Annotated in this window: 7 protein-coding genes; 1 reads left to right on the top strand and 6 read right to left on the bottom strand. The window is 66.8% G+C overall.

The features are described 5' to 3' along the window. Positions 1 to 1,960: 1,960 nt before the first annotated feature. The 5 genes from csb2 to ACRX5W_RS11535 form a co-directional block, all read right to left on the bottom strand. A complete protein-coding gene (csb2, locus tag ACRX5W_RS11555; protein WP_436787935.1) occupies positions 1,961 to 3,478 on the bottom strand; it encodes a type I-G CRISPR-associated protein Csb2 in 1,518 nt (505 codons plus the stop codon). Continuing rightward, positions 3,475 to 4,485 (bottom strand): type I-G CRISPR-associated RAMP protein Csb1/Cas7g, encoded by a 1,011-nt coding sequence (gene cas7g, locus ACRX5W_RS11550; protein WP_436787934.1) that lies wholly within the window; start codon positions 4,483 to 4,485, stop codon positions 3,475 to 3,477. Before cas7g ends, csb2 begins: the two co-directional genes overlap by 4 nt. Continuing rightward, complete coding sequence (gene cas8g1 / locus ACRX5W_RS11545; RefSeq protein WP_436787933.1) at positions 4,482 to 6,710, bottom strand: type I-G CRISPR-associated protein Cas8g1/Csx17; 2,229 nt, start codon at positions 6,708 to 6,710, stop codon at positions 4,482 to 4,484. Before cas8g1 ends, cas7g begins: the two co-directional genes overlap by 4 nt. After that, positions 6,707 to 9,247 carry a type I-G CRISPR-associated helicase/endonuclease Cas3g gene (gene cas3g, locus ACRX5W_RS11540; protein WP_436787932.1) on the bottom strand — a complete coding sequence of 847 codons (2,541 nt, stop codon included), beginning with the start codon at positions 9,245 to 9,247 and terminating at the stop codon, positions 6,707 to 6,709. Before cas3g ends, cas8g1 begins: the two co-directional genes overlap by 4 nt. A 539-nt stretch (positions 9,248 to 9,786) precedes the next feature. After that, positions 9,787 to 10,695 carry a DUF559 domain-containing protein gene (locus tag ACRX5W_RS11535; protein WP_436787931.1) on the bottom strand — a complete coding sequence of 303 codons (909 nt, stop codon included), beginning with the start codon at positions 10,693 to 10,695 and terminating at the stop codon, positions 9,787 to 9,789. Positions 10,696 to 11,166: 471 nt separating this feature from the next. Here ACRX5W_RS11535 and ACRX5W_RS11530 point away from each other — a divergent pair, with 471 nt between their 5' ends. Beyond that, positions 11,167 to 11,937, top strand: a complete 771-nt coding sequence (locus ACRX5W_RS11530) for a hypothetical protein (protein ID WP_436787930.1) — start codon at positions 11,167 to 11,169, stop codon at positions 11,935 to 11,937. A gap of 106 nt (positions 11,938 to 12,043) precedes the next feature. On the opposite strand, the gene ACRX5W_RS11525 is transcribed toward ACRX5W_RS11530, so the two are convergent. Beyond that, positions 12,044 to 13,360, bottom strand: coding sequence for a competence protein CoiA family protein (locus tag ACRX5W_RS11525; protein WP_436787929.1), 1,317 nt, complete (start codon positions 13,358 to 13,360; stop codon positions 12,044 to 12,046). Positions 13,361 to 13,387 lie beyond the last annotated feature (27 nt).

The following is a 13,387-nucleotide window of genomic DNA, read 5'->3' as shown; positions in this document are numbered from 1 at the left end:
CTGTGATGGTCCGGGCCGACGTCTGCCCTGCTGGGCGGGTGCGGAGGATACGAGATTCGAACTCGTGAGGGGTTGCCCCCAACACGCTTTCCAATGGGTCAAGGGCCTGTTCAGCCGGTCCCGTCAATGTCCCGGCCTGCGGTGGAGCGTTTGGCGCTCACCCCGGTGAACGCTGCTGCACGCCCTTGAACGCAACCAGAACTGCAACCAGATGAGTCGGGTGCTTGGTTGCACTTGAGCGGTACGGCGACATCCTCGGATCTGGACGTACTGCAATGGAGCCGCGGTGTTGAAGGCAGCAGGGACACGCGCCGCAGAAGTTGATCTCGGCCTTCCGCTGGCTGCAATGTAGCCGTGAAAACCACGGGTATGGTTCGTCGCCGACGGCGGCGCTGGCCCCGTCACCCTGCGATGGAGCCATGGCGTTGACGGGGCCACGGACACCCACGCCCCGGTCCCCGACACGATGCGATTCCCGAACCTGCAATGAAGCCGTGGCGTTGCCAGCCATGGACACGCGCCCTTGTACTGATCGATGCCCTCCCGCTGTCTGCAATGGAGCCGTGCCGTTGACGGCACGGATACAGGTAGACGCCAGCAGCGTCGAACCAGTTGATATTTCCGCAATGGAGCTGCAGCCCTGACGGCGGACACGGTGCTCTTCCCCTGCCTCGACGGCTTCCGCACCTACCTGCAATGGAGCGGTGGCCTTGACGGCCACGGACACTCGCATCGCCCGCGATGTCGTCCCAGTCCCGCGGATCCCTGCAATGGAGCCCGTGGCTTTGTCGGCCACGGACACCACCGGTGACGGCCGTTTGGTGGAGCGGCCACGGCCCTGCAATGAAGCCGTGCGCCTTGACGGCCACGGACACGGCTCGGCCGGGTCCGGCTGCATGTGCGAGGGGTATCGGCAATGGAGCCGTGGCCTTGACGACCATGGACGCAGGCTCCACTTCGCGTTGATCAGGCCGTCGCCGGTCTTGCAATGGGGCCATGGCCTAGACGGCCACGGGCACATGATCGGGCATACCGGTGGTCGGCTGGGTGATGTTCCTGCAATGGAGCCGTGGGCGTTGGAGGCCACGGAAACGACGACCTCGGGCAGCAATGGCCGCCCGGCTGGGTCCTGCAATGAAGCCGTGGCCTTGGAGGCCACGGACGCGAGACCACCTCGCCGAAGGTTGAGGCCCAATTGTCCCTGCAATGGAGCCGCATCTTTTGACGGCCACGGACATGTCTACGCTGCCAGCCGCGATCCGCGAGATGATGCACCTGCAATGGAGCTGCGGCTATGACGGCTGGGGAAACGACCCGGGGAGAGGCGTACATTCCGCTCGCGCCAGCCCCTGCAATGGAGCCATGGCATTAACGGCCACGGACACTGCGGGCGGGCGATCTGCGCCACGTGCGCGCCGTCGGCCCTGTAACGGAGCCATGGTCATTGATGGCCATGGACGCAGCTGCGACGCACCGTCTAGATTCCGGTAACGCATTCTGCAATGGAGCCATGGCATGACGGCCACGGACACCCCGACCCGCTTTTGAGCGTGACGATCGATGAGGCCCTGCGATAGAGCCGTGGTGTTGACGGCCACGGACACAATGCCGCCGGTCACGGGCACCACGTCCTATTGGACCCTGCAATGGAGCCATGGCTTCGACGGCCGCGGACACCCGATCTCCTTGATCACGCCGACGACTTTCGCCCGCCTGCAATGAAGCCGTGGCACGACGCCCACGGACACACGTGGCGCGGCAACTTGTAGACCTGCCCCTCCTTCCTGCAATGAAGCCGTGGCCTCGACGGCCACGGACACGCATATGTCAGCGACGTCGGGTCGTCGTCCCACGCCCTGCAATGAAGCCGTGGCCTCGACGGCCACGGACACCCTGGTCGACCGGGACAGGGCCGACGACGTGGCCAGGGAAGTGCGATTTAGTGGGCGGAGGATTCGGATCATTTTGCGCATTCGGCTTCGATGGCTGGGACGTGTCGCATGAGTGCTTGAGGTTCCGCAGTCGCGGTGACCGCGTGGAATGCGCCAAGGCCGAAGTGGCTGTGCCGGCCGAGGAATAGCGGGCCGGTGATGGGGTGCGGGAACTCGATGCGGAGGCCGTCACAGGAGAGGGCGCGGTCGTGCGTATCGCGCTTGGCCCAGCGGCGTCGGGTGAACAGCGGCCACTCCCCGGGGATGCGCTGGACGGTGGTGGGCGCGTGGTGTCCTCGGTAGGCGAGTTCGCGCGTGACTTCGGCGAGGAGGTAGGCGTGAGGGTCTTGTCCCTTCTTGCGATGCCGGGTGGGCGTGAACGCCGTCGTGCTTTGCCACACGGTCGCGGGGCCGGTGAGCGCGGCGGGGAGGATGTCGGCGGCGGGTCCTTGCGCGGCTATCCGGAGGTGAAGGTTGCGGGGGCCTTTGATGCCTTCGGGGACGCCGACGGTGCGGCGTCCGCTGGCGAGTTGATGGATTGCCGCGAGTTCGTCGGGGTGGAGACCACCGGGGATCCAGATGATCAGCTGGTCGATGCGCCGGTCGCCGTCGCTGTCGTGCGGGATGAAGTGTGCGTGCTGGTGCTGCCCTGATGCGAGAGGCGTGCCGTCGGCGTTCTTCCCGGCGAGCGTGCTCGCGCGGGGCGGACTTCCGTTGGGATTGAGGATCTTGATGCTGGCCGCGCGGACGGCTTCGGCAAGAGGTAAGGCATCGGTGAGCGGCGGCTGGACGCGTCCGGTCACGGTGAGCCGGATGGCTGTGACGTCTTGGGCGTCCGGCTGCGTCGCGCGGTGCCTTCTGCGTGGGGGCGCGGATGATTGGCCGGGGTTCGGCAGGGTGTAGGTGAGGTGGTGGCTGTCGGGCGGGTAGAGCAGCTTGCTGGCGCGTACATCGACGGTTCTGGCGGTCAATGTCTCGACGTTGAGGGGGAGTTGCGGCGCGAGGAGATCGACTGTGGTCCATCCGGGCGGGGGCGGCTCGTCCGCGCTCAGTGGTACAGCGGTGATGTGGTCCGGGCCGGTATGGAAATCCGCCGCGAGCCGGGCCTCTACCAGACTGTCGGCGCGTCCCAGATACGGCAGCGCCTCCAACAGGGCACCGAGCGTTTCGGTCTCGGAGACGTCGAGAGTGTCCGCCCATTGGATGTGGATGGTCGCGTCCCCGCCGAGCACGGCGAACGCGTCGAATGCCTTGTCAACACCGCCGTTGACGCCGTTGCGGTGCTCGGTGTCGGGATACCAGTGGCGGGTGTGTTCCAGCTGGTAGGGCGGGATGAGATAGCGCAGCGGCGGTGCGGCGAGCTTGGTGAGGACTGCGTGGACGTGCGCTTCGGCGAGGTCGGGGCGGCGTTCCTTCCATGCTGCGTACAGGGCGCGGAGGATGCGCCAGGGTGCGGGCGGGAGTTCGACGGCGCCTTCGTTGACGTGTCGGCCCCAGGGGGTGGCGTGGTAGCGGCGCCAGGGGAATTCGAACGCGATGGTGATCATTCAGCGGCTGCCGCTTTCTTCTTCGGTGCCTTGCTTGCGCGCCATGCCACGTTCAGGGCGCCGCGTGTGTTGAGGCTCTTGGCGGCTTCGGTGACGAGTTCGCGCAGCTGTTCGTCGAGGACTTCGGCTGTGGGAAGCGCCTCGTTGCCGGCATTGGCGGTGATCTCGGAGACGGGTTCCAGGTCGCAGGCGGTGCGCAGCCGCAGTCCTTGGTCGAGGAGTTGCCGGATCTCCCATTGGGCGAGGGTGATGAGCATGTCCGTGCGGGCTGCGTCGAGTCCGTAGGAGCGCAGCAGGGCGACGTCGACGCTGAACATGGCCTTGATGGTGCGGGCGGTCCATTCGACACGGTGGAACGGGATTGAGCCGTAGCCCTCGGATGTGCCTCCGCCTTCGCTCTTGTCGCCGAGGGAGTGGCGTACGGAGTCGCTTTTGCGTCCGCCGCTGACGACCCGGGCCACGTCGTACGCCTCGATGACTGCGGAGACGGCGCGAGTGAAGCGGGGTTGGCCGTGCCAGGCCTTCTGGTTGAAGAACACCCCGTGGAGCAGGCTAAACGGGTCCAGCCGGGTGATGGCGTCGGCCATCGCGGGGAAGTCGAGGGGCTTGTCCTTGGCAAGGCCGAGGCGTTCGGTGATCACGTCGAGCATCGTGTGGTCGCCGAGGGTGGAGTCGCGAACGAAAGCCGACGTGAGGCGGTGGGCTTCCTGGCGACTGGTGGTGAGGAACTGGTCGGGGTCGTCCGCGTGGTGCACCCGGACGTACGGCAGTTCCGCAATGGTGTCCACCGGGGTGCGGTCGTTGGCGCTCCAGGCTGTGTTCTCCAGACGGTTGGCCATCGACTGGACCGACTCGACCAGCAGGGTCGGGACGGAGGTGCCGTCCGGCCTGAGGGCGTCGAAGTAGGCGGGGCCGATGTCGGGGAAGCCGGTGGGCTGGAACGTGGACCCGATGACCGGGGCGAGTTCGACCTCGTACCGCAATCGGCGGATGTTGGTGGCGCTCATGCGCTTTCTCCCTGCTGGGGTTGGTCGTTGAGGCGATGCACGTCTGCCGCTCGGCGGTTGAGTGCGGGAGCGGTGGCCGTGATCGAGTTCAGTGCGTACGCGCGGTCGCGTTCGCTGGTACGGGCGAGCAACGCTGCGGCGATGCGGTGTCCATCGGGCTCGGGACCGACGAGTTCGGAGGCTGTGACCAGCGGGCGGCAGCCGGCGATCTGCAGCCGGAGCAGGGCCTCGGGCAGGACCGAGCCGGGTCCGGAGGCGGTGAGGCGGGCGATCCAGTCGGGGCGCGGCTGCAGCTGGACCTCGAAGGGCCCGGTGTCGGGGTCCCACAGGGAACGCACCTGCAGCGATCGGCCTTCTGGGCCGAAGAACGGCAGCAGAGCGGCGACTTGCGGCGGGTAAGGGTGGTCGGACGGGCCCCGGGGCGGCGGCGAGACGTCCCATCCGAGGGTGACGAGCCCGCGCAGATAGTTGGCGATCGCGGTGTCGTCGAGCCTGCGGTCCACGAAACGCAGCATCACGTCCCGCGGAAGCACGGGGCCGCGACGGAATCCGGACCCTGCGGCGCGCTGTTCGGTGCCGTCCCCGGAGCCGCGTTCGCGTAGGCGGAGCTGGTGAGCCTCGGCCAGAGCGTGGGACAGGTTGGAACCATCGAGAACGACACGAGTGGCGGGCCGATTCGCCCATACCGGGGTGAGGCGGCCCTTGTCGGCGCGCAGCGTGGTCCGCGTGAGGGTCCAGCGCAGCGCGGCGGGGTCGATGACCAGGCGTCCCGGCACATCGCGCACACCGGCCAGGGCTGCGGCGAAGACGAGTTCGTCGTCGGCGTGGGTGCCCGGCTCCCAGGTCTGGTGGGTGCGTGGCTGAAACGGTCGGACGTTGTCGAGGGCCCTGCTGGAGCGGGCGACTGCTTCGTGCAGGAGCCCGAACGCGGTGATGAACTGCTCGACAGCGGCGTTGCCGGTGCCGCGCGCGACAGCGAAGAGCGCCTGGTCTGCCTGGCGCAGGAGCGTGGCGACGTGGCTGGGGGGAGAGGCGCGACGTACGCGGTCCATCCATGCCTGTGCGTCGACGATCAGGCGTTGCTCCCCGTGGGCGGCTACGGACAGGTGGCCTGCGGGAACGGCGAGGGGGTTTTGGCCGTGGCGTTCGGCGAAGAGGAACCGGCGGAATCCGGACAGGTTGCGGTCGACGCCCAGGGCGGAGACGGCAAGCGCGAACGTGATGCCGGTGCCGGCTTGGGCGCCGCGCCACTGGGCGCGCCCTTCGCCAAGCAGCAGTTCGAGTTCCGCGAGGCCGGCGGGCCGTTCCCACAGCGGGGCCCACAGTTCGCGCTTGACTGCCTCGCCTTCTGCGGCGGTGCCGTGGCCGACCGGTGAGGAGGAGGTCATGAACGGAAGGCTGGTGCCGCGCGCGCCGTTCCGGCGAACAGCAGCCCCCGCGAACAAGACCAAGCCCTCGTAGGACAGGACGGTGTGCCAGGGATTGACGAAGCCGCTGTCGTCGCTTTTCCCCAGCGGGGAGGAGTGGATGCCGCCAGCCCGGCCCGGGTCCAGTTGGCCCACGGTGTCCCGCAGGTAAGGGACGTGCTCGTCGCCGTCCACGAGTGTTCGCGCCCAAGTACGGGAACGGTCGCGGTCGGCGCGTGGGCCGAGCACATGGTCAAGACGCCGGTAGAAGGTGGCGGAGAGGTCTTGGCGTCCGTAGTTACCGCCGGTTCCCGCGATCGGGTTCCACGACACGAAGCCGTCGCCGAGCGCGACCAGGGCGTCCAACCACGGCAGTGCGGCGTCCGGGAGGCGGTTGCGGCATAAGGCGATGACCTTCTCCTTGTGGGCGTCGGCCCACATCGTCCCGCCCGCCCAGCCGCGCCGGCGCCCTTCCGCGACGATCTCCCGGCTGACGCTGATGGCTTCCGCCAGTGCCGCGAACCGGGGGTCGGTGCTGGTCTCGAATGAGGTGAGTGCCCTCTCGGCACTCGCGCTCTTGCCGGTGTCGTTGAACCCGGATCCGGCGTTCCACGGGGTGACGATCGGAGCCGGAGCGTACGCGTTCACCAACCAGTCCACGACCTCCTCGCCGCTATGACGGGACGTCAGAAGCGGCACGTCGCCAAGCCAGTGAAGTCGCGCCGTGTCATCGCGCTGCTCGGAGAACACCCGCAATAGCCCCAACGCGCAGAGATAGCCCGCCAGGGTGGTCGCCCGCAGGCCACGAAGCCGGATCACGCCCACAGCGGCTCCTGCGTGGCAACCGCCGAGGGACTCGCAGCGGGGGAGAGGCCTGCCTGGGCGCTGAGTTCGTGGTCCTGCGGGCCGATGCCGGGCGAGTCCGGGGCGCGGTAGGAACGGCTGACACGGCGGTCCGCGACCCGGACCAGCGCTTCCAGCAACGCCAACCGGAACGGGCCCAGCGCGGGGTCGTCGCGCAGGCGCAAAACCCGCTCGCTCCACGACGGCGAACCGTCCCCCTCGCCGCCCAAAAACAGCACTCCGGGCTCCAACACGATCTCCGGGACTCTGCGCCCGCCAGGCAACTCGACCGGCCCGAACCTGTCGCCGGGCTCCACCCCCAACACCTGCGGCACGGCACGCTCCGCCTCGCCGGGCATCGAACGCACCGACACTCTGACCTTGCCGTGGTGTGCGGCGGCGAGATACGTGATCAGATCCGCATACGGATCGCCGTGGAGGAGTTCCACCCGTGGATGCGCCAGGGCCAGGGCGGACACCAGCTCGTGGCGGAAGAAGCGCCGCGAGTGCCGGCCCACGGCGCGTTCGGACTTCGCCCAAGGGCCGTGGCCCGGAGGTGCCTGCCCTTCGGAATATTCCGCGGCCATGGTCGCCTGGAAGACGTGGTGGGCCTTGCCGAGGTCGTGATACCGGCCAGCGCATGCCGCGGCTTCGGTGAGGTCATCCGGCACGACGACGCCCGCCTCAGCGAGTTCGGCGGCCACCGCGCGGATGTCACGCTCGACGTCGTCCAGATGCTGCACGAGGCCGATCCAGCGGCCCGAGCACGAGGCGTGGTCCGACCCGACCGACTCCGCCGCCACGCCGCGCACCGGGACGGGGACGACGGGCGTGCGCTGATTCGCATCCCAACCGAGTTCGGGGTCGTAGCATCCCACCGCCGCGTCAGCCAGTACCACCATTCCCGCGCGCAAATCCGCAACGCCCAGGTGCCGGCAGCCTCCCTGCACTTGATCGAACACCCACCACTTTCCCGGATGATCCTTGACGGCTTTGATCACCTGCCCCCGGGGCACGGGGCACAACTCCTCACGCTTCGGAAACGGCTCATCCTCAGCCGGTCCGTCGCCGGACCACGACCGCCAGGCAACCGACACGCTCGCGTCGTCCCCGTCACGAATCCACCGGGACACGTCGATGTCCGAGCCGGCCAGGTCGGGCATCGTGTCGAATAACTGCAGCAGATCCCGCCTTCGCAGCACCGGATACACCGGCGTCTGCTCCGCGACACCGGCGCCCTGCAGCATTTGGGAAGTGACCGCCATGCCCTCCAAACCGACCAACGCCTCGATAGCCTGATCCACGTCCGCAGCTTCGTAGGGAGCACAGTCCTTCCCCGGCGGACGCACCCACAACAACAAGGCATCCTCGGCTTCCCCGCCCCGGTTGACGCGACCCGCCCGCTGCACGATGGAGGACCACGGGGCGGCCTCCGTCACCAGAACAGTCGACGACAGATCAACCCCGGCCTCCAACACCTGCGTGGCCACGACGATTTGCCCGCGCGGCCCGGGAACGGTCAAGCGCCGCATCACGGCTTCGCGCTCTGGCGGTCGATACCGCGAATGGATCAGTACAACCTCGGGCGCTTCCGGTGCGCCCGCCAGTGCCTTGGCGAGTGCTTCCCGCGTCCGCTGCGCGCGTTCGACCTGGTTGATGATCGCGATCGTTCGCGTGCCTGGCCGGTGCCGGCGCAGCAGTTCCGCCGCCATCGCCTTCGGGTAGGAACCCGAATCGGCGGGCATGTCGACCCGATGGACCGTACGCACTGCAGCCAACCGTCTCTGCAGCTCAGCGTCTTGCGGTAAGGGACCGGGCACTTTCAACCGGGGGTCGTGGACCGCGTCCAGAACGCGTGTCACCGGCGGGTGATCCGGCGTCCGCAGCCGCACGTCGTCCAAGGTCGCGGACATCCACATAGATGACGATCGACCGAACGCTCCCAGCGCGTTGCGCAGTCCCTGCAACTGGGCCGACGTCTCCAACGCCGGGCCCATCAGCTGCGTCTCGTCGAAGACGAACTGCGCCCCGCCGTGCAGTAGGCCGAACGACAACGGCCACGAAGCCCGCGCCTCGGCGTAACCGCGCATCAGCAGCCGGGACAGCACCATGTCCTGCGTCCCGACGAAGATCGCCGGTCGGCTCGGTTGCAACTGCCAGTCGTCATCTGACCGTTCCGCTCCTCCGAGCAGAACGTGCAGCCCGACGCCTGGCCCATGCGCGCCGCCGGGCTGAGACGCTCCGATCCACTTGCGGACCTGGTCGGCGGTCTGCTCCACGAGCGAACGTAACGGCAGCACGTACACCAACCACTGAGGAGTGGACCGCCGAACTGCCTCGTCCGGGTGCTCCAACAGCCGCCACATCCACGGCAGCACGGCAGCAACCGTCTTCCCGCACCCGGTCGGTGCCCGCAGTAACTGCGGCAACGGCTCTTGGGATAACAGCTCCTGATACGCGTACGGCCTGCACGACGTCGCCGCGAACACGAACTCGTCGAACGAACGACCCACCAACCCACCTCGTTCCCGGAGGTGTTCGACCGTGCGCCGAACGCAGCGGATCCTGCCACCCCGCACCGACAACCGAGAGTGAGACGGGAAGAACAGCAGGTCACCGGCGCTAGCTGTTCGGGTGCCGTGGCATCGAAGGCCGCAGAAGCGCCTCGTTTGCCAGGCGGGGGTCTATCGCTCCTGCTGCAATGGAGCATGGCGTCGAAGGCCACGGGCACCGGACCGGCATAACTGATCGCCGGGCCGCCCGATGCTGCAATGGAGCCGTGGTGTCGAAGGCCACGGGCGCACGGATGCAGTCACCCGCCTCCAGTGCCGGGTTCGGGCTGCAATGGAGCCGTGGCGTAGGGGGCCACGGATATCGCTGCCACATTATGTTCAGCACGGGCTGTCCGGTGCTGCAATGGAGCTTAGCTACGAGAGCCACGGACACCGGCAAGCTGGTCAACTCGCTCGGCGACATCGGCGGGCTGCAATGGAGCCATGGGGCCTGGTTTGGACAGGCCCCGGCTGGCGTGCTTGTCAAAGGCGGGCAGGCGTCAGGAATGCCCGTCGTGCTTGACGCGGGCTGCGAGTGCGGCAGCCTGCTGCACGCATTTGCTGGCGTCTCTGGTGACCTCGGACCCGCTGAAACGGACGATGCGCCAGCCGTCGAGTTCGAGTTCGCGCTGTCTGGCCCTGTCGCGGGTGAAAGCTTCCGGGCTGGAGTGCCAGGAATAGCCGTCGAGTTCGATGCCGATCTTATGGTCGGTCAGGGCGAAGTCGATTCGGTACCGGCCGCCGAAGACGGGATGCTGCGGCTTCAGGCCGCTCAGCTCTGAGGGAGTCGTGTGCAGGTAGGCGCGCCAGAACGCTTCCTCGATGGGCGATTCGAGGCTGGGAAAGAGGTTCACGACCTGCTTGAGGGCTGTATGGGGTGTCGCGGCAGTGATCGTGCTGGTGGCGCAGGAGAACGCGAACCAGAGATCGTTGGTGGGACCGTCAGGGATGCCGAAGCCGTGACCGGACAGGTCTTCGTAGGTTTGCGGCAGTTCGGGGGCCGCGACAACGACGGGCTTGCCGCGGCCTTTGGCGTAACCGATCTCGACGAGCGTGCCGTAGGCGGTGGGGTCGTCGAGCCAGGCAAAGACGATGTCGGCGTCGTTGATGGCCGCGAGGCAGAGTTCCCGGACCTTGGGTCGCTGCGGAAGGTTGCCGTAGGTGTAGCAAGCCAAGCAGCCGTCCATGCCGCAACCGTGCGTGTTGGGACCATGGCCGCACGTGTGGTCGTCGCCGATGAAGTAGGGGCCGACGTAGTCGAAGGTGTCGAGGACACCTCGCTTCATGACGGGCCACGGCTCGGAGGGGTTCTCGTCGGTGACTTCCCAGGCGTAGCGGAGTTCCGAGCCGAGCAGGTCATGGCGCCAGTCATTGGGGCCGATTTTCCCTGCGAGGTATATGGACGGCACTGGGCCTCCCCGGTGATGTCAGATGATCTGGTGTGGTGACGGTACGACCGGGATGGTTCGCCCGTCCGGAGGTTTGATCAGAAGGGCGGTGCGTCGGTGGCTGCGTCGAGGCCCTTGAATGCGATCCCCGGGTTCAGGGGGCCGGCGTTTGGCCCGCAGCCCGGTGCTGCGACGGTTCGTCTCAAGCAAGCCCGACCTTAAGGGACAGCCGTTGGCATCCGTACGTGTCGCTCCGGTCCGTCGGGGGCCCGGAGGTCGCGGACGATGTCGGCCAGCGGTTGTCGTGCCGCCCGGACACTTGCGAGGGGGAATCGACTGGGCCGTGAAACAGCCGCCAGCGATCAGGTTGGTGGTCTCCGGAGGGAGCCCCTTCCGTCGACGTCCGAGGCGGCTAGGCTCGAGTTGGGGCAAGTCCGGGCTGGGCTGAAATTCGTCTGTGTAGTACCAACGGGCCCGGTAACGTCATCTGCCGTGACCGAGACTGGTGTTCAGCCCAATCCCGCCTACAAGCAGACGGCTTCTGAGGGAGCAGGGCGCCCCTCCTTGCTGGATTGGCAGGAACGGCTCAACGCCTCGTCAGGCTGTCGTGCCATCGCGCTTCGAGGCCGAGTGAAGCGCATCGGGTACGTGTTTCAGGGCAACGTCGCGCAATATAAGTCCCTGGTCGCCGAACTGCAGAACCCGGCGGTGTCTGGTCCGATCCTCGATGTGCACAATTCAGAGGGGCACGACCAGCTTCTTTCCGAGGCTGAACGGCTTCTGCACAACGTGCTGATGGCGATGAGTACGCGGGTCGATCAGCAGCGCTGTTTCATGGAGGAGCACTTCCAAGATGACTTGGCGCTGATGAACGAATACCGAGGCAAGGTCGTCTCCATGTTTACGGATGACGTGGAAGCGAAGTTCTTGAAAGGACTGCGTAATTACATCACCCATGCCGAACTCCCCGTAGCGCAGAGTAGGCAGACGTTCAGTCGAGAGTCCTTCGAGATCACCTTCACGCTGCCTGCTGAACCCCTGCTTGCGTGGAGCCGCTGGAGCGGCGAGCTGCGCGCTTGGATCGCCGGTCAGGGCGAGGCGATCGTCATTGTTGATGTGGTTGACACATACGCTCGCAAAGCTGGCGAGTTCGACAAGTGGTTGTTCGAACGAATCGCCCTCAAATATCGCTCCGATATTGATGTGTATCTGCGCGAGTGTGTGGAATTTGATCGTGAGGTCGATCGCGTTTTCGGGGGATAGTGGGTACTTCCACCGAGATCGGAGCCGAATTCGAAAACACGCCTGCCTGATCCAGCATTCGCAGAGATGCACATCCCTGGAACCCTTGGGCGGAGTATGACTGCCCTCATGGCGATGAATTGCGCGCAACGCCGCGGAGTGCAGTTTGGGCATCGACCCTCGAATTCACCGTTCCCCACCAGGGGTGGCCGACGAGCTCCAAGGTGAGCTGCAGCCGCTCGGCGCGGGCGCTCTCAAGGGCGTTGCGCAAGTCAGTCGGCGCGACCGCGCGCCCCGCGAGGACGTCCAAGGCCTTGGGGAGTCGTTCAGCGACAGCGCGGCAGGTTGCGTCTGCTGTGTCCCACGCGCGCTGGAGGTCGACGAGGTCCCACGGCAGCGTGTAGCCGCCGGCTTGGAAGTCCTCCGGCGGCGCGGACAGCCAGTGGGACGCGTCGATCGGGGCGCCGCTGTCGCGCGGTTTCGCCAAGTCCTTGCGTAGTTCGCCTTCCTCGCGGTAATGGCAGGTGGGATCGTCCGGCTTAGGGGACAACTCCCTGAGGGCAGAAGCACGTTCGCGACGACGGAACGCGTCGGGGGAGGGCTCGGGACGCCCTTGGAGGAACTCGGCCTTGTCCGCAGGCGTGACCCACATGTGCCACCCGCGCCTACCGTCCGAGCGCTCCATGTAGAGCGGTACGAGTTGGTTGGCCGCAGTCCGGACGATCAGGTCGTCGTACGGAAGGCCGACCGGATCCCATGACGCGTGTCGTCCTCCGCATCGGCCGTGGCGGCGTACGGGGCAGGGCTCCGCGTTCCGCCTGTCGCATCTGACCATGCTCAGCGCCTTGACGCCGCCGCGGACCGGGAACGCTTCAGTTTTGCGCGTGTCCCGCCAGGTTTGAACGTCGACTCGCGCCCACGTCGTTCGGTCGATGGGGATGGCGTTGTTGTTCGTGACCACCCAAAGCGGAGTTAAGCCGTCACGTTGTGCACGGGCTGTACGGCGATCGACTTTGCCCGGTGCGATGGCAGACAGCTGGATCTCGTAGCCGATTCGGCGACCGTCGTCGCCGGTGACGACCACGTCGGTGCGTCGCTTGCGGTCGGGTCCCCATGCTTCGACGTCGGCGTCGAAGCCCTCACGCGAAGCGGTCGTTGCCGTGTAGTCCTTGAGCATTTTGTGCTCGTCGCTCTCCGGCGCGGTCTCTGTCTGCTCGCCGAAGGGGACGTGCATGGCGTGCGGCTTGTTGTTGCGGGTTCGGATGGTCATGAATCCGGGGCAGCTGATGCCGCCATGCTGGAGCGACTCAAGGCAGTACAACCGCCCGGGGTCATACCCGCTGCGCAGTTCCTCGAGGAGTTGCTCACCATCGTCGATTCCAAGATCCGGGAGGGTGAGGTTCAGTACCACTCCCAACTTTCGGTCGTAGACGGTATGCGTCATAAACCGAGCATAGAGCCGAAGTCCGAC

Origin of the sequence: Yinghuangia sp. YIM S10712, assembly GCF_051388935.1 — a bacterium.
Taxonomy (GTDB): Bacteria; Actinomycetota; Actinomycetes; order Streptomycetales; family Streptomycetaceae; genus Yinghuangia.
The sequence above is the reverse complement of the archived record's forward strand: the minus strand, read 5'-3'. Positions and strand labels throughout refer to the sequence as shown.

Coding starts and splice junctions, on each gene's coding strand:
- cas7g (WP_436787934.1), bottom strand. CDS start 4,485: ATGAGCGCCACCAACATCCGCCGATTGCGGTACGAGGTCGAACTCGCC.
- csb2 (WP_436787935.1), bottom strand. CDS start 3,478: ATGATCACCATCGCGTTCGAATTCCCCTGGCGCCGCTACCACGCCACC.
- ACRX5W_RS11525 (WP_436787929.1), bottom strand. CDS start 13,360: ATGACGCATACCGTCTACGACCGAAAGTTGGGAGTGGTACTGAACCTC.